We start from the raw sequence: 17,728 nt of genomic DNA on the forward strand, positions 1-17,728 counted from the left end.
CGACATGAGCGATCTCGGAACCCGTAGCGCAAGCCAGGTGCTGCGCACCTTCCTGCCGCAGCAGACCGCTGATCTGCGCGGGGGCGTCTACCGCGTCGTCGACTGGACCGGTGCCGCGCCGCTGGCGATCGACGACACCGCGGTGCGCCGCCGCTTGGTCCGTGAGGTGCACCTGTGGGAGCAGGCCGGTAACGACGGTGGCTTCGCCGACGACCTGCGCCGCCACGCACCCCTGCAGGTCGTCGAGCTCGACGAGGACCGCGGTGTCGCCGTCGAACGCTTTCCCCGGGTGTGGTTGTGCCCCACCTGCAAGCGGATCGGCAAGGACCGCCGCAACCCGTGCCGTTGCGGAAGCACGAGGTGGGGACAGCTGCACTTCCTCGGCTTCCACGAGTGCGGAAGCGTCGGCGAGCCTCGTATCCCCCGTTGTCCAACTCATGACGACGTGCAACTGATCGGCACCACCAGCACCCGCACGAGCGACTTGCGCTTCACCTGTCCCCGGTGCCACCGCGAGATGCAGAAGGGATTGGGCTTCCAGCAGTGCCCGGGGTGCCGCCAAGGCGGTCTGCACTGGAACGTGCACAAGGCCCGCACTGCCTACACCCCCCGCGGTCTGGTGATGGTCAACCCCGCGCGCCCGGACCGCCTCCAAACCCTGAAAGCCGCTGGCGGTCCCTCCAAGGCCCTCGACTGGGTCCTGGACGGTCTCGCGGCCAACAGCCCGGCGACGATGACCGGACTGCCCAGTCCGGCTGAGTTCCGCGCTCAGTTGTTGAGCAACAACATGCAGCCGGAGATGGTCGAGGCCCTCGTCGCTCAGGCCGACCGCATGGGCCAGCTCGCTGAGGGCACTGCTTCTGCCGCTCTGGACGCCATCCCCCCTGACCGGCGCGAGGCCGCCGAGCAGGAGGCCTTCGACATCGCGCTGGCCCTCGGCGAGGCCCGCACACCCACCACTGCCCTCATCGCACCCGCTGGAAGCTCCCTCGCACAACGCTACGCTCAGGACTACCCCGCAGCCCTGGAGCGTGCTGGGCTGGCTGGCTTGGACCTGGTGGAGACCTTCCCCGTCCTGAACGTCATGTACGGATTCACGCGTGGGGACAATGATCCAGCCAAGTGTCGCCTGATCCCTTTCCGCCATCCCAAGCGTGACGGCTATCGCCTGATGGGGGACCTTGCGGAGACCGAGGCCTATCTCGTTCGACTTGATCCGGTGCGCGTCGCGGGTTGGCTCACCGCCCGCGGACACACGCTGCCTGGGTGGTCGCCCCAAAGCACGGACGCCCGTACAGCGCGCATCGCCATCGCTGCTTCGAGTGACATCCCGATGCCCGGCGATCGCCCGGCGGCGGCAACCGTGGGATCCGACGTCCTGACGCTGATCCACAGCTACGCCCACCGGATGATCCGGCAGACCGCCGTCTACGCCGGTATCGACCGCGACGCTCTCAACGAGTACCTCGTGCCCACGCACCTTGCATTCTTTCTGTACGCCACTCCGCGCGGCGCCTTCGTCCTGGGTGGACTGCAAGCCGTCATGGAGACCGACCTCGACGAGCTCCTCGGAGCTGTCACCAACGCCGAACCACGCTGTCCACTCGACCCTGGTTGCGCCCGTGGCGCCGGCGCCTGCAGTGCCTGCCTGCACCTCGGAGAGACTTCCTGCCGCGGTTTCAACACCTTTCTCGACCGTACGGGACTCTTCTCCCCTGGTGGATACCTGCGGTGAAGTAACCCCGCCGGAGGGGCCTGGATGTGCACGCTCAACTGCAGCACAGGCGCGGAAGGTCACGTGCGCATCGCGCAGCAAGGCATCACCAAGAGCGCAGATTCCCATTCGCGACGAGGTCGGCGAAGCGGCGGGTGATCTGACTAGCCACGTGAGTTCCATGCACCAGCAGGCCAGCTTCCAAGTTCTTCTCCACAGCTGCATAGGAAAGGTTCGCGCTGGTCACCAGCGCGATCCGTCCGTCGATGACGAGGACCTTCGAGTGCTGGAGGCGTGGCTGTCCGGAGTCAGCGTCGTAGAAACCCAACATGCGCACACGAGGAACTGCCCTCCCGATCGCTTCCGCAGACTCACGACAGTTGCTCACATCCGCGACGACAGTGATCCGCACTCTCCGCTGCGCAGCTCGAGCCAGAGCCTCGACGAATGGAGCTGTGGCACCGCCGGAGTAGGTCGACGCGAGCACCGACTCCTCGGCGTCGTCGATCATCCGCACGATCGCGGACGTCGTGCGGACCGAGTCACCTGGAAGCTGCGGACTGCTCCACACGAGCGTCGGTGGTGGCGGTACCCGCTCGGCGGTGCTGGCGATCGCTCTAAGGGCGGCGGCGACTGCCCGGTGATTGCCAAAGCCGTCGATCACCCCTCGGACCAGTTCCTCCGCTCGGTCGCGCTTCTCCGGCGCGAGACTCCGGGTGGCACGCCGCGGCGCCCGGTCGATGTCGAGGCCGTCAGCCACCCTGCGCAGCTCCGAAGGCCCCAGGAGTGCGGCGAGCGGCTCCAGGCACGCGAGCCCTGCCTCTGTCATGAGTCGACATCGGCGAGTAGACCAACCACCCCTAGCTCGACGAGCTGGGCGGCGTAGAGCGTCGACACGAAGCGCCGGTCCAGGAAGCGGTTCGCACCGTCGCACGACGTCTCGGACAGGAAGGTGCAGAAGTGGCACGCCGCTCCATGCAGGAAGTCCTCCTGCCCCCGTGGCACACGGTGCGAGCAGACCGGGTCCGACGAGCAGCGAGACGAGCGGAGCAGAGCTCGGCGGACGAGTGCCTGCATCGCCTGTGGCGTAGACAGCTCGACGAGGCCACCAAGGGTGCCGTCGCTGTCGGGTGAGGTCGTCGAGATGAGGAAGCCAGCAGCTGGGCCGTGGTCTCCGCTCTCTCTCCAGGCGTAGATCCGCTCTGTCAGCGAGGCCGAGCCGTAGCCCGCGTCGAGCGCCATCTGCCGGATGACGAGGTGGGCGAGCGTGTGCACCGCCCAGTACCTGGGCGGCTCAAGGCGGCTATCCGGATCGATGGCGGCAGCTGAGGTGCTCGTGCGGCGCGCGATGTTGCGCCGGTGCGCAGACCTGTGGGCGTCCCATAGCTGGGACCCGAGGACAGCGTCTTCCCAGGGGCGCACGACGTCCTCGCGCAGGCGGACGAACACACCTTCACCGTGGTCCTCGGTCGCCGGCACCCACGAGGGCCTCTTGCGAGCGAGAGGTGCCAGACGCTCCGACGCATCGCCGATCCTCTCGAAGGCGTCCACGCGCGTGAAGCCGACGAAGGCGTTGACCTTCTTCAGCCGGTCGACTGCGGCCACCGTCTCGACAACCGGGCGCAGCGCCTCCGGCACCTGCACGTCCCTGATGCGGAAGTCGCTCTCGCGAGCGTGCTTGGCGAAGTCAGCCGGTCGGATGAGGGTGTTCCACTCCGGTGAGCGGAGCTCGACCGTCGTGTACGGGGTGGTGCGACCCGCATCGGCGCCGCCGTCGGCGGCGACGAGCGTCAGGGCCTGCCAGACCGTCGCGTCCGGCACGTCGGCGAGATCGAGCCCCTGCTGCTGCAAGAGCATCTTGAACATCGGCACCGTTGCCTCAGCGGTCACCATGCCACGGACTTGGTCCGGGACGGCCTGGAGCCGTGCTGCCACGTCCGCCACGGTGAGCGTCTTGCTCTCGGGCACGACCAGCAGGCTAATGGTGGCGGGAAACCACTGGTTCGCGGCGCCGAGGAGCATGAACTTCGTCTCGGCCCCGCACTTCGCGAACGTCCCGAGGTGAGGGTGCCTCCCCCGACACCGCGGCATCCGCGCCGCGCCAGCTGTGCCCGTGAGCTCCCGCATGCTCCTCGTCGACTGGCAAGAGACGCAGGTGACGCGAACCTCGGGCCCGATGTTGCTGCGCCACTCGAGCATCCGAAGCGGTGTCGGCGGGTTCAAGCCAGGCGTCTTGTCACAGGTCCATGTGCCGCCGTGCGAGTGGTGAACGAAGGCTGCGTAGGGAAACTCGTCGAGGTGGCCGTTGAGGCAAGCCACGAGGTAGCGGGCAGGAACGGCAACGCTTTCGCGCGCCTTGCCGCTCCCCCGGCGGCCCCGGCACCCCTTGTGGACGAACCTGGCCTGGTCCGGGCGCATGCCGATCGTGTTGACGAAGGTGAACGAGCCGCTCTGCCCTTCGAACGGCGCGAGGAGGTCGCATCCCGTACAGCGCAGCCACCGCGGGAAGACCGTGGCGGGCACTCCGAGCCGAGGTACCTCCCGCGGCTGGACCTCGACGCGCGGTGGGCGCCGAAGTTCCCGAACCTGGCGCCCGAGCTGCGCCTTGACAGCCTCGAGGAGTCGGGGTTCGAAGACCGGAAGCGCGCCGCCCATCTGCGCGTACGCCCGCTGCCAGGAGTCGAGGCCCTGCGGCATGACAGCGATGTGCGGCAGGTCGACGGAGGCACCGATACCGGCGGTGTAGAGCAGAGCTGTCGGTCGGAGCGAGCCGACGCGGCCGAAGTTCTTCGGCTTCACCAGGTCGACTCCCTCGAAGGGGTCCACGACCTCCGATGACGCGATGTAGGCATCCGCGCCCTGTGGCTGGTCCGATCCATCCTCAGCCGGACCGGTTCCAGTGCCCGCGCTCATGCCTGCGCCTGCGCGTCGAAGATCCACGCCGGCGCGTCCGGCGGATCAAGATCGGTGACACGGTCACCGAACGAGCGGACGATCAGGCTCACCTCCGGTTGGACCTCGCGCATCGAGTTCGCCACGCGCAGGTAGACGTCCTCGCCGAGCACCACGCCGTCCTCCGGGCTCTTGAGCAGCGAGCCCTGGCCGGTGTAGGTGATGGCCGGCACACCCTTGGCCTTCGCGTACCACGCATCAAGACGGCGGGTCACCTTGGCCTTGACTTCCTCGACCCGGTCATCGGCACCCGAGCTCGCAGCCCGCCGCGCGATGACATCCACCAGGTTCTCAAGCGTCGAGAAGCGCGAAGTGATGCTCCCGGCGCCCTCCTGCGGGGAGTACGAGTTCTGCTGTCCGACGTCGAGCACCCGGGCGATCGACACGAGAACTCCGGTCAGACCACGTTCGAGAGAGCTGTCCGAGTAAGGCGTGACCGAGAGTGCTTCCACATGTGCATAGAACGTCCGGTGGTCGTGCTCGAACTGCTCGTAGTGGGCCATGTCGCGCGGGCGAGAGCGGTTGGCCAGAGTGACGACCAATCCCGGCTTGTCGGAGACGCGTCCGACCCGCGACGAGGCCTGGATGTACTCGGCCGTGTTCTTCGGCTGTCCGACCACGAGCATGAGCCCCAACCGGCCGACGTCGACACCCACCTGGAGCATCGAGGTGGCGAGGACGACGTCGAACGGCCGTTCCCCTGTTCTCCTCGGAAGGGTCTTTCCGTCCTTGCGGAGCGTGGCGTTCTGGCGGTGCGCCTCGGTGGAGTCCCACGCCGGGTCGAAAGGCGCCGAGAGCCGGTCGAGGGTCTTGGTGATGTCTGTGGAGGCAATCCTGGAAGTGAGCTCGCCGATCTCCAGGCCGACGACGCCGCGGCGGGGGTAGCCGCTGGCCTTGTCGGGGTTCGTGATGCGCGTGGTGACGTCGTCATCGAGGTAACGACGCATGCCGGCGAGCTCGCGTGTTGCGCTGAAGTACCCGACCAGCGTCATGTACGGGTCAGCCGCCTCGCCGTGCGCGTCGAAGAGCTTCTGCCCGGCCAGCAGCAGGATTTCGCTGACCCGGATTTCTGCCAGCGTGAGCTTGGCGCCGTGGGCGCAGACCCCGAGGTAGCGCCGTCCAGGGCTCTCCGCGGAGACCGGGATCTCCTTCGAGAAGTAGGTGTCGGACACGTCGAGCACCTGCGGCGGGAAGATCTCTACGTCGCGCCCGTAGAGGCGCCGGACCTGTGCCTCGGCGTTGCGACTGGTCGCCGTGGACGCGATGACGAGCGGGCGCACAGAGGCGGCTGTCGCTGCATCAGCGCCCCGCTGCCAGCTGCACAGCGTGTCGACCGCAACCTCGAAGAGCCCGACGGCTGTACCGAGGGCACCGGTGATGAGGTGGAGCTCGTCCTGGATGACAAGATCGGGCGGCCGCAGGCGAGCGCAAGGTTGCACGGTGACCTTGGGGAGGGCTCCGCTGGCGTTGTGGCGCCCGCCGGAGCACACGTCGTTCGGGGTGTCCGGGTGCCGGTAGCCGTGACGAAGGCACCGCTCCGCGACGTGTCCGAACAGGTGAGCCGCCTGCCCCTCTCGCGCGATGCGCGCGAACTTGTCCACCGTGGCCAGCAGGAAGGTGGGCGGGTATCGGTAGATCTCCTCGTCCACGGTCAGGATGGGCAGGCCGTCCTCCACGTCGCCACCCTCGGCGAAGGGACACTCGGTGCCGAGCCTGGCGCCGCAGTGGACGACGATGCGGCGCCGTCCCTTGTCGGGGCGGATGTGCTGCTTCGGAGAAATGGGGGTACCGCACCACGGGCAGCGTTGGAGCTGGAGGACGGTGACGCCGTAGGGGCGGCCGTCGTGCTCCAGGGCGCGCGCGATCTGCTCCTCGCCTTCGGTGAAGGACCGAGGGCTCACGTTGCTCCCGACCCACAGGCCGATCCGGAAGGGTTCTTCCCCCCAGGTCGTCGGGTCCTCGCGGCGCACGAGCTCTGCAGCACACACGAGGGCGGTGGCGCGCTGGAACTGCTGAGTGGTGAGCAGCCGAAGGGTGTACCGCATGACGACGGCCACGCCATCGCGGCCGTCCAGGGGCCCGTCGGGCGACTCGACGGCACCCTGGAGCCGGCGGACGGCGAAGGTGTAGGCGGCGAGTCCTAGGTAGGCCTCCGTCTTGCCACCGCCGGTGGGAAAGAACAGCAGCTCAGCATGTGCGGCCTCGCTGCTGCGGCGCAGAGATGTCGGATCAGTGAGTGCAGGCAGCTGCATGAGGATGAATCCGAGTTGGAAGTGCCTCCACGAGGCGGCCTTCTCTGCCCTGGACGCCACCTCCTCGACAGCCGCCTTGATACTCAGCGTCGAGTCCTCGGAACGCGCCTGGGCCACCTGGCTGTGGAACCGTTGGTCAGCCATGACTCGGTTCATGAACTGGAACGCTTGAAACGTCTGTGGGTCGTCTCCCAGAAGCGCGAGGCCCTCTGCCAGCCGGTCGGCAGCCACATACGCATCCTCGATGGCAGTCTCGGCCACGCCCTTGAGGTGCGAGGGGAGCGCTGCGGCGTCTGTCCCGCGGTCGGATAGCCAGGCGCGGTAACCGTCCACCAGCGGGCGGAGTCCTTCGACGACCTCGCCCCGCTGAGCCGTGGCCAGACGTCGCATCGACAGCATCGTTCCCTCGACGCCAGAGGCGACCGTCTGCGGAACCTCCGCCTCGGGCACCCAGGTCGTCCTGACGCGGTTGGCCGTGCGTAGCCCTGGGGTGAGGTCCCGCTGCCACACCCCGTCATCCGACGGGTCCACCGTCGTCCACGTCGCGGAGCACGTGCGGCCGACTGCAAACTCAAGTCGGTCGCGGTACAGGAGCTCGAGCCTCTCCTCTTCCTCGACCAGCCCGGGAGGGAGCCCGTCGAGCGGGTCGTGGATCGGGAGGAACGCGTTGCTGCGGTCGGCGGCGGTCACCTCGAGCTCTGCCTGGAAGAGCCACTCGCGTGGGGGGAGGTTCCCGTCGGTGATGCGACAGTTCTGTAGGGCCACCTCGACAACGAGGGTGTCATCGCCATCGGCCAGCACCTCGACGGAGATGGAGACCTCCACGGATCCATCCCGCTTGAGGACCGGGCGAGTAAGATCTGCACCGGCCACGAGCTCGTCGGCTCCAACGTGGGCCGTGTACGCGTGCGGCGTTCGATCGAAGTACGTTCGCGTGCGGCCGTCGTCGCTCACCTCCCGTCGCGAGGCATAAGCACCCCACCGGGCCGTCATGGTGAGTCCGGGTCCGCCAGCAGCAACACGGAAGCGGAGCCCCATGGACGACGGAGCGATGAGCTTGGACGCCGGACCCCTGTCGTCGGCCTCCCCCGGGTCCTCGGACTCAGTGACCTCCAAGTCGTCGATCTCGGGCACACCGGTCACCGAGTCATCGACCGGCGCGAGCAGCGGTGCTTCAACGGTGCGAAGCTCAGCGACGTCCGCACTAGCGTCGACACTCAGCGGCTCGTCCGGCGCGCGGTCCGGGTCGACCTTCACCGGGGCTAGGGCGCCCGCCAGGTAGCGGCCTCGCGGGTTGCCGACAACCGTCTCCTCCGCACCACCCCAGGGCCCTACAAGGTCTGCGACCAGCAGGCGGTGCAACTCTCCACGGACGTCGGCTGACGTCGGCGCCATCTCGATCATGCGTCCTCGTCCTCCAGTAGCCCCAGCTCGTCCGCATCTCGTGCGGCGACCCTGACATCTCCGTCCTGGGCGGCTGCGCGGCGGTGGTTCTCCTCCAGCAGCCGGTCGAGCAATTCGACGCGCGCCGCGGGACTGACGGTGAACCGCTCCATCTGCCGGTAGGTGTGAAACCCGTGCCCAAGGCGGATGTCATCCCACCCATACGCGCCAGCTACGGCTTCATCCAGAGCGACGTGAATGTCCCTGAGCCGGTCGACGTCAGCATCTCCTCTGACCTCGGGGTCGTTGACGAGGTTATACAGCTTCGTTAGGCCGAGCTGGCGACGCACCATGACGTCCCGACGCTCTTCATCGAGGGTCCTCCCGACAGTCGCAAGACTCCCCGACTGCTGTGGCCGCGGGAAGGTCTCGAAGACGTCGGACGGCGTGTACCGGATTCTGGTCTCCAAAGTAGAGCCATACGTGACAGCCCACGTCTGGTGCAAGCTCGACGAAAGTATGGCTTGATCCTCATGGTCATCCGTGACAAAGACACCCAACATATGGCTAAAAACCTGCCCCGTCGAGACACGTACGGGCATGACCGCCTTACTCACTAGTGCCACAGCAAGGACTTGCGTAAACTCGGATGCGACTTGATAGAGTTTTTGGGCACGACTCTCGTAACGCCACCAATGCTGGCGCAACGCTGGCTTATTGGTCAGCCCAGACCTATAGGGCAACAGTTGCCGCTCAAGCCAACGGAACGGCTCCACGAATGATCGGACCTGTTGCTCATCCATGGAACCCATGTCGATGACCCAGCGGCTTGCCGAGCAATCCACCCTGCCGTTAAGATCTTCTCCGTTGAGATAGGGCCTCAAGACGGCCGAGTTCCGGGGATCCGCGGCCATCATCTGCCTAGCTTCCGCCTCGGGCAGGATGAATCCGATGCCATTGATGTTCGAGCCGATGAATGCGATACCACGGTTTTCGACGAGCCTGAATGGCCTTCCCGCGACGCGCCCCTGCGCCTCAAGGCGCGTCGATATTGCCGCAACCTCTACACCGCTACAGACAAATGAGGTGCCCGGCGCAGGCGCTGAAGCCGACGCCCACACCGCGGCATACTCCAGGTTGGCACTCCTGGCTGGCCACGGCGCGCTCTGAAGAGCTCGCCTCAAGACCACACCCCGACTTATCATGCGATCAAGCGCGACTTCTCGCGTATCTCCTTGTGCGATCGTATTCGTCGCGACGAGGCCAAGCTGCCCGGTAAGAGAACTCAAGAGCGACTCGGCGCGCAAAAAAAAGTATGCGACAAGATCCGCATTGCCGGAGGTCCCGCTCGCCACTTGTTCCACAAGCCATGACCGCACGTTGGCACCCATCGCCTGACTTATTTTCTTGGCTCCCAAGAAGGGTGGATTACCGATGATTGCATCGAAGCCGCCGCCTTCGAGGACGACGTCGGGGGCCTCGAGCACCCAGTGAAGAGGTCTCCACCGGTCGTAGTCGGTCTCTGCAGACGGCGCGAGCCCCTCATCGATGATTCGGTTGAGCATGGCTCGGTCGCCGACCTCTTCTCTTAACAGAGCGTAGGAAAGGTTCTCGTACGCCTCATCTAGCGCCCGCCCTGGCTTCCCACCCAGTCTGAGGCCGGCCGCGACGACGCCATCGGCGAGGGCGCGCAGCTGGGTCAGCTGATCATGGAGCTGCTGCATCAGCCGTCGCTTGGCCCGGGTGGATCGCATCGCGTCGCCATCGGAGACGGGCGACGCGAGCTGGTGTCGTATTTCGGTGGCGCGCTGGATGGCCTCCCGCACGTCAACCGTGAAGCCGGGGTTGCGCAGGCGTGCAGGGCTCGGGTTGATGTGCAGCCCTTCAAGCTGGCGTAGCTCCGTGAGACCGAGCAGCGAGTTGCCGCAGAAGATCTTGTCATCGACGAACGAGAACGGCCGATTGGGGTCTAGCGAGACGAGCCAGAGGGACAGCTTGCACATCTCGACGGCCATCGGGTTGATGTCAGCGCCGTAGAGGCACTGTGCGATGACCTCTCGGCGGGCCTCGACCTCCCGACGGCGACGCTTCTCGGCCGTGGTGTCGCTGCGAGTGATTCCCTCGCGGTCCCATGCCTCCAACAACCGGTCGCCGAGGTAGCGCGCTGCGGCGACCAAGAAGGCGCCGGACCCGACAGCGATGTCTGCGACCTTCAGGTCGAGCAGCTCAGAGGAGGACACCGGCATCCACTGGGTCGTGTCCGCGGTTTGCAGCGGGCCGGGCGAGTAGACCAGGGGTTCGAGGGCGTGGTGGACGACCTCCTCGGCCAACGACCGTGGCGTGTAGTGCGTCCCGGACGTTGCGCGGGACCGCGTCTCGACCACGACCAGGCCACCAGCAGGGACGACGAGAGGTAGGCCCCGCGGGTCCTGGCGCATCAAGGTGTAGTAGCCGGCGAGCTCCTCGACCAGATCGCCGTCGCCGACGACCGGGCGCAGCCGCCGGCGCGCCTCGTCCTCCACAGCGGTGTCCGCGTTGGCGGCGTAGGCCTTCGCCAGTTGACGCGCGGTGCGGGCCTTGGCTGCTGGCTGATCCTTCTTCAGCCACGCCACCAGCTGGGCCGCGAACTCGTCCGGGTCCTCCCCCGCCTCGTCCGTGAACTCGTGCAGGAGCTCGAGGGGGACTTCGGGCTCCGCTCCCGCCTCAGGTCCTTGGAGGCCGACGACGACCTCCTCGGTGTAGCGGGCGGAGTAGCCGAGCAAGCCCTCGTAGACGTAGCCGATCTGCTCGACGTCGAGCTCCCGGAAGGAGACCTGGCGGTCCTCCCCGTCGACCACGGCGTGTTGCACCGATCGGAGCACGTGGTACATGACCCGGTCGTCGACGAGCACCGCAAGGCCACCGGTACTCGGGTCGACGGCTGTCAGCCAAGGAAAGCGCGACGGGTCGAACAGCGAGCCGCCGTAGGCCGGCATGCGCAGGTCCTCGAACGTCGCTCCGTCGAAGAGAGCCCGACTCGCCGCCAGCAGCCGGTGCCAGGTGTCGTACGTCGCGGCCAGCGCCTCGTCGCCCTCCACCCCGACGGCGTGCCGTCGCCGCTCATCCAGGCGATCGAGGACGTCGGAGATGGCATAGGCCTCCCGGTACAGCTGCTCGGTCGGCAGCAGCTCGTTGGCCTCGGCGAAGAGCAGGAAGACGACGCGCATCATCGACGTCACCGCGGCGTCGTAGACCTCATGGCCGTCCGCCGGCAGGGGGGTGACGAAGCCGTCCGCCAGAGCTCGCAGGTGCGAGGTCGAGAACGACTGCACCAGGAGCTCTACGGATGCCCGGACCTGCGAGCCCAGCGCGTCGGTGATCTCCTCGGCGCTGACCACGCTGGCCTCAAACAGCGCATGCAGACGGCGGTCGCTGGAGCCCGCGGCGAGAGATGTCAGGCGCGCCAGGGCCCAGAACGCGTCCCTGAGGTCGGGCTCCTCACGGAAGAGCGCGCCGTCGAAGACGCCGGAGCCTGCAGCGCCCTGTGCGCTCTGCCACGCCAGGGCCCACCAACGCCCGTCGGTCACCACAGCAACCGGGATGCGAGCCGTGCCCCCCTCGCCCGAGGCGCGGAGCAGTGCAGCTGCCCGGTCGAGCGCTGTGGCCGTCCACCCGTCCGCCCCCGGAGCCGCGAGGTCCTCGGTCGGCTCGACGACGAGCACCAACGCCGAAGGCCCGTCTGCGACGCTCAGCATACCCGTGCTCGTCACCGTCACCGAGCGGTCGAGGTTGGACGCCGTCACCTGGACGGCGTCGCTCATGTCGAAGTACTCCCCCCACCCGAGGACGTCGGCGACCATCGACTGGACCCACGCGTCGCGGACATCGAGGTAGCGACGCATTGAGGTGGACTCCCAGCGGTCGCCCGCCCGCACCCATGCGGTCCAGGCACGCTCCCACTCCGTGAACCCCGCCCGGAACGCCTCTCGCACGCCGTCGACGGCGCCGTCCGGGCGCGGCATACCGGACGGGAACTGGGCCTTGAGCGCAGGGCGGGACAGAAATGGTCCCTCGGTCACCAGCAGGCTCAACCAGTTGAACGGGTCCTCGCGGGGACGACCTGGACGGCTCGGCCTCATCGTGCGGCCTCCTCGGCATCGGCGGGGGTCAGTGCGAAGACGAGTGCTGCGGTGAACACGTGTGCGGTCGGCTTCGCGTACCGGGCGCGGACGGCCTCTCGCTCTCGCGCGCGCTCCTCGGCCAGAGCGTCGAGCCGCCGCTGGACCTCTCGGATGTCTCGTCGGCGCTGTGCGGCGCTGCCCTCTGGTTCGAAGAGCAGGCCCTCGGCTTCACGGGCTTCGCGTTCCATGCGGGACAACGATGTCGTCAGCGTGGCTTCGAAGCGCTGGAACGTCCCGTCGACCCGGGCGAGGTCGGCGTTCAGACGGTTGTCCAAGTCCGCTTGCAGATCGCGTAGTCGGCGGTCCCTCCGGGCGTCGACGGCGCGCTGGACGCGGTTCCGCAGTCCGTCGACGTCCTCGGCGTCGTCCGAGTTCCAGCGCGCCACGACGGGCCGCAAGGCAGTGAGCGGGACACCGACGAGTCGGTCTCCGTCCAGGGTCGCGGCCAGGAGTTCTTCGGAGAGCTCGCCGCCGAGCTCCTGCCGACGACGAAGGCGCGTCCCGGCGAGGAACACCTCCTCGTGCAAGCGCTGCCCCATCGCCCCGGTGAGGACGAGGCGCGCCACCGCCGCGGCGAAGGAGTCCGGCAGGCCGGGAACCACCACCGCTGTCGCCCGGCGGATGGACGGCGCTGGTTGCCAGAGCTCCTGCCGCAGCGTTCGGGTGGCCATCCGCACCAGGGGGTGGCCGAGGTGGGCGTGGACCACGTCCGTCCTGCCGTCGGCGACCGCCTCAGGGTCGAAGCTGATCGCGCGGCGCTTGTGGGTGAGCGGGTCGTCGAGGTCCGCCGTCGCCAGCTGCCAGCTCGGGCCGAGGCTGCGGGGCACCTCGTAGACGGGGACGTCGGTGTCCTCGTCGCCGATCTCCACGAGCGCGGGCTGGCCCTGCAGGGCGAGTGCCGTGTCCACCACACGCCTGACGTTGGCCGGGCGCAGGTGGAGCCTGTCGCGGGCTGCGCCGAGCTCGTCGACGATGCGCGTCAGGTCCGAGGAGACCCGGCGTTCACCGGCGAGCATCTCGTTGACCGCCTTCTGCGAGGCGTCACGGGGCGTGCGCGTCGGGCGCGCTGGGCGGCCGAGCAGCTGCCGTTCGATATCCGGTGCGAGGACGGGGTTGGCCGACCCCAGGTCGGCTCGTACGTTCTGCATCTTGTTGGTGAGCAGCCGCAGCAGGTCCATGTCTCGCGCTAGCGCCGACGCCCCGGTGCCATCTGGGGCGAAGTGCCAAGCCGTCGGCGTCTGCTTCTGCCCGTACCGATCGATCCGTCCGATGCGCTGCTCAAGCCGGTTCGGGTTGAAGGGCACGTCGAAGTTGACGAGGCGGTGGCAGTGCCGCTGGAGGTCGATGCCCTCACCAGCCGCGTCTGTCGCCAGCAGGACACGCACGGGGTGCTGAGTCGGGTCGGCGTTGAACCGACGCCTGATGTCCTCGCGCTCCTCCTGCGGGGTCTGCCCGTGGATGATCGCCAGGCGGGTCGAGTCGTAGCCCGCACTGGTGAGCACGGTGCGCATCCACTCGAGGGTGTCCACGTACTCGGTGAACACGACGACCCTCTCGTTGAACCACACGCCGCCTGGACGCACGACGGCGTCGAGAAAGGTGACGAGCTCGCGCAGCCGGGAGTCGGCCGCCGCTTCGTGGCGCTCGCCCCACGCGATGAGGGCCTCGAGGTCGTCGACGTCCTGTTGCGGGAGTTCAGGCAGGACCCGTCGCGCGTCGAGGAGGGTGTCCAGCTCCACCTGCGCCGCACGGCCCTCTTCGTCGTCGGAGGCGTCCTCTCCCAGGACGTCGTCGTAGTCAGGCAGCTGCGGGTCACGACCATCGCGACGCGCGTCGAGGTAGGCCCGGGCGGTGCGGGCGAAGGACCAGGGCGAGGACAGGAAGCGCTTCTTGAGCAGCAGCGCTGTGATGTCGGCTGCACTCTCCCCGGTCGACCGAGCGGCCCGCTCCCGTCGTCGGAGAAGAGTGATGAGCCGGTCGTAGGCGGCTGCCTCGTCGTCGCTTGGGGCCCAGGGCAGGCTCTGGACCCGGCGCTGCTTGAAGTCGTTAGCGGGCAGGTCCGACTTGAGACGTCGGACGGACACCTCACCGAGGGCCAGGCGGTCGACTTCGGCCCCTCGGGCGAAGCGGTGGTCGTCCACCATCTCGAGGAGCGCCGTGAAGGATTCCTGGTATCCGTTGTGCGGGGTGGCGCTGAGGAAGAGCCTGTGCTCGGTCATGCGGGCGAGCTCGCGCACCGCGAGAGTCCTCTGCGAGTCGATGGCGTAGACCCGCCTATCGGAGGCTCGCTGCGGCGCTGACGGGGCGACGTGATGCGCCTCGTCGACCACGAGGATGTCGAAGGCGAACGCGTTCGCTGCCGACCGTCGGCGGGCGACATCGAAGGCCGCCTGGAGGAGACGCTGCGCGCGCGCCGTCGGCAACCAGGACATGGACACGATGACGCGAGGGAACAGGACGAAGGGGTTCGCATGGACCCCGTAGCGGCGGCGGACCTCCCGCATCGCATCCGAGCTGACCACCTCGAAGGAGAGGCCGAACTTCTCCGCCATCTCGTCGCGCCACTTCAGCACCAGACCCGCGGGGCAGACGACGACGACCGATCGTGCACGGTGCCTGAGCAGGAGCTCTTGGACGACGAGGCCGGCCTCGATCGTCTTGCCGAGCCCGACGTCGTCCGCAAGTAGTAGGTTCGTCCGTGGAGCAGCCAGCGCACGTCGCAGTGGTTCCAGCTGGTAGGTCTCGACGCGGGCTCCGCTGCGGAACGGCGCCTGGTAGGCCCTGGGATCCGCTGACGTCACCGCTCCCCAGCGCAGAGCGTCGACGAAGGCGGCGAGCGTCGCGGGGTCGTCGACGTGCTCCGGATCGAGGTCACGCGGTAGGCCCTGCTCTGGGACGAGGTTGGTACCCGCTTCGATCTCCCAGACGACACGGAGCTCGTCGCCGTACCGGTCCTCGCTCATCGCCTGCAGCGTGACCGCGTTCTGGAGCTGAGCCGAGCCGTCGTCGGCCGAAGACCGGGGTAGGCCCTGTGCCGTCACGTCGGTCACGACCCAACGGGTGCCTCTCGCATCGACGAGTTGTCCCACCTCAGGTACTGCTGTGGCCACGGTGCGGAGCCCTCCTTGGATCGAGTCCCGAGTTGACCCTAAGCAACCGGCCAGTGCTTCCGGACCGGGACCGCAGAAGACGTCATCGGATGATGCGCTAGCACTTGCCGCTCAGCGCTTGGCGGCCGGAGCGCTGATGCTTGCGGTGTGGCGAAGACTGGGAACGGCGTGGCGCGAGCGACCTTCGATGCGGGGCGCCATCCAGGCTCCTCGGATGCCGTGTACTCGCGTCGGATGCAGCAACTCAAGCGGCGGGACAACGCCGTTGAGCTGGCTGTACGCCAGCTCCTCCATGCCTCGGGGCTCCGCTACCGAGTGGCCTTCCCCATCCCCGGACAGCGTCGTCGCACGATTGACATTGCCTTCACGCGAAGCCGCGTTGCGATCTACCTCGACGGATGCTTCTGGCATGGCTGCCCGATACATGGGACCTCACCCAAGGCGAACTCGGAGTGGTGGCGCACGAAGATCGCGACGAACAAGGCCCGCGATGCAGATGCGACTGCCCAGTTGACCGACATGGGCTGGACCGTGCTCCGCTACTGGGAGCACGAGGATCCGGCAGCGGTGGCCGCCGATATTCGCACTCGGCTGGCGAGTCAGGGAGCCCAGTAGCTGACGTGCGCGTCGAGCGCCTGCAGGAACTCGTCCGTGTAGCGCAGCCGGCTCCGTACCAGCCTGTCGCGGAAACCCTTCGTCGCCCGATAGGACAAGGGCTCGGACCCGTGCTCGGCGAGGACGCGAACGAGGTCCTGCTGGTCGCCCTCTCCAGGCGCCCGGGGATACTCGGAGACATAGGCACGCCACCTCTTGCCCTCGCCGCCTCGCGCGGCGGCTGGCCAGGCCGCGCCGTCAGCCAGCAGTTCTTCACGCCAGACGGTGTCAAGCAGCTCCGCCCGCGCGATGAGGCGACCGCCCACCCAGTCGGCGACCCGCGTGCTCACTGCATTGCCGACCAGCTTCCACCGGTCACGTGACGGGGCAGCAGCCGTCCAACCCGACCTGAACCCTTGAAGCACCTCCGCCGCCTCGATGCTCGGACGCACGACCTGCCGCCCAGGTGGTTCTCCAGGCAACCATACGGCCGGCGGGCTGGCGACGCTGACGGTCGACCCTCCCTTGAGGGTGGGGACAGCACCGCTGGCCCACCCCAACCCGCGATTTCCCTCGGTCCAGGAAAAGCCAGCGGCGGCCGCCTTCAACGGGGCGGGCGCCGGACCCTCGTCCTCGGACAGCAGCAGTGGCGCAGGGTCCCTCTCCAACGAAGCCAGGAGCATCACCCGACGTCGCCGTTGGGCTAAGCCGGTGAACCGGCTGTCGACCGTGCGGTACGCCCAGAGGTAGCCCGCTCCCTCGAGGTCTCTGACGATGCGTTCCATGGCTCGGCCCTTGGAGAGGTAGAGCATGTTAGGCACGTTCTCCAACATCAGCCAGGGGGGTCGGTGCCGTCGTACCAGTTGCAGGACACCGAGGACGAGGCCGGACTGCTCCCCCTCAAGACCCCGCGTCCGTCCCGCCTGACTCAGGTCAGTGCATGGAAATCCTGCGGTTACGAGCTGAGCGCCCCTCAAGTCCGTGAGAGCGGCTACGTCGTCGAGGACCGGTACGTCGCTGAACTGAGCCTTGAGGACCGCAGTGGCCGGCGCCCAACGCTCGCAGAACGCGTCGACCTTGCTCGCACCACTTCGAGCAAGGCCAATCTCGATCCCGGCAATGCCACTGAACAGGGATAGGGTTTGCAGTGCCGAGACACGCGGCGCCCGAGCCTTACTCATTCGCGGCTCGACGCCAGCTCGGGAAAAGCCCTCAGAGATGCCGCGATGAGCTTTTGTGCAGTACCAGCGCCGCATTGAAGATCCTGGCTAGACTCGCGCCCACTTGCTCGTTCACCGCTCCATGAACTGGGGTGCAGCAACCTGCCACCACCCTCTCCAATCACCACATACTCGCAATCTACCTCCCTAGGGTACGCCTGGATCATCTGCAGAGAAGGCGTAAGCCAACGAACTGTGGCCATGAAGCCCTCTAATAAGTGACACAACAACATTGAAACCGCTCACATCGAGCACAGAGACAGGCGATGGCAAGTGGCGTTGGCAAGGAGAATAGCAGCCTACCGCGACCGGAGCGGCCTGGGAGACAGGGGCACCGTTGCGA

Annotated in this window: 8 protein-coding genes; 2 read left to right on the forward strand and 6 right to left on the reverse strand. The window is 67.6% G+C overall.

Annotated features, from left to right (window positions below):
- Positions 1-4: 4 nt before the first annotated feature.
- Positions 5-1,735, forward strand: a complete 1,731-nt coding sequence (locus ACUN9U_RS15995) for a hypothetical protein (protein WP_445486013.1) — start codon at positions 5-7, stop codon at positions 1,733-1,735.
- Between the two features lie 85 nt (positions 1,736-1,820).
- On the opposite strand, the gene drmC is transcribed toward ACUN9U_RS15995, so the two are convergent.
- From drmC to drmD, 5 genes are all read right to left on the reverse strand, one after another.
- Complete coding sequence (drmC, locus tag ACUN9U_RS16000) at positions 1,821-2,543, reverse strand: DISARM system phospholipase D-like protein DrmC (RefSeq protein WP_445486014.1); 723 nt, start codon at positions 2,541-2,543, stop codon at positions 1,821-1,823.
- Positions 2,540-4,540, reverse strand: a complete 2,001-nt coding sequence (gene drmB, locus ACUN9U_RS16005) for a DrmB family protein (protein WP_445486015.1) — start codon at positions 4,538-4,540, stop codon at positions 2,540-2,542. The genes drmC and drmB overlap by 4 nt, the downstream gene beginning before the upstream one ends.
- An 83-nt stretch (positions 4,541-4,623) precedes the next feature.
- Entirely contained in the window at positions 4,624-8,322 is a 3,699-nt protein-coding gene (drmA, locus tag ACUN9U_RS16010; RefSeq protein WP_445486016.1) for a DISARM system helicase DrmA, read from the reverse strand.
- A complete protein-coding gene (locus ACUN9U_RS16015) occupies positions 8,319-12,359 on the reverse strand; it encodes an Eco57I restriction-modification methylase domain-containing protein (protein ID WP_445486017.1) in 4,041 nt (1,346 codons plus the stop codon). The genes drmA and ACUN9U_RS16015 overlap by 4 nt, the downstream gene beginning before the upstream one ends.
- Before the next feature lie 56 nt (positions 12,360-12,415).
- A complete protein-coding gene (drmD, locus tag ACUN9U_RS16020) occupies positions 12,416-15,571 on the reverse strand; it encodes a DISARM system SNF2-like helicase DrmD (protein WP_445486018.1) in 3,156 nt (1,051 codons plus the stop codon).
- 219 nt (positions 15,572-15,790) lie between these two features.
- Between drmD and ACUN9U_RS16025 the strand changes: the two genes are divergently transcribed.
- Complete coding sequence (locus tag ACUN9U_RS16025; protein WP_445486035.1) at positions 15,791-16,186, forward strand: very short patch repair endonuclease; 396 nt, start codon at positions 15,791-15,793, stop codon at positions 16,184-16,186.
- Here ACUN9U_RS16025 and ACUN9U_RS16030 read toward each other — a convergent pair.
- Entirely contained in the window at positions 16,171-17,421 is a 1,251-nt protein-coding gene (locus ACUN9U_RS16030; RefSeq protein ID WP_445486019.1) for a DNA cytosine methyltransferase, read from the reverse strand. The two genes, ACUN9U_RS16025 and ACUN9U_RS16030, sit on opposite strands and share 16 nt — an antisense overlap.
- Positions 17,422-17,728: the final 307 nt, after the last annotated feature.

This window comes from Quadrisphaera sp. KR29 (assembly GCF_052644995.1).

What these genes read in the sequence shown, in the direction of transcription:
- ACUN9U_RS15995 (WP_445486013.1), top strand. Translation starts at nt 5, where the DNA reads ATGAGCGATCTCGGAACCCGTAGCGCAAGCCAGGTGCTGCGCACCTTC.
- drmC (WP_445486014.1), bottom strand. Translation starts at nt 2,543, where the DNA reads ATGACAGAGGCAGGGCTCGCGTGCCTGGAGCCGCTCGCCGCACTCCTG.
- drmA (WP_445486016.1), bottom strand. Translation starts at nt 8,322, where the DNA reads ATGATCGAGATGGCGCCGACGTCAGCCGACGTCCGTGGAGAGTTGCAC.
- ACUN9U_RS16030 (WP_445486019.1), bottom strand. Translation starts at nt 17,421, where the DNA reads ATGCGGCGCTGGTACTGCACAAAAGCTCATCGCGGCATCTCTGAGGGC.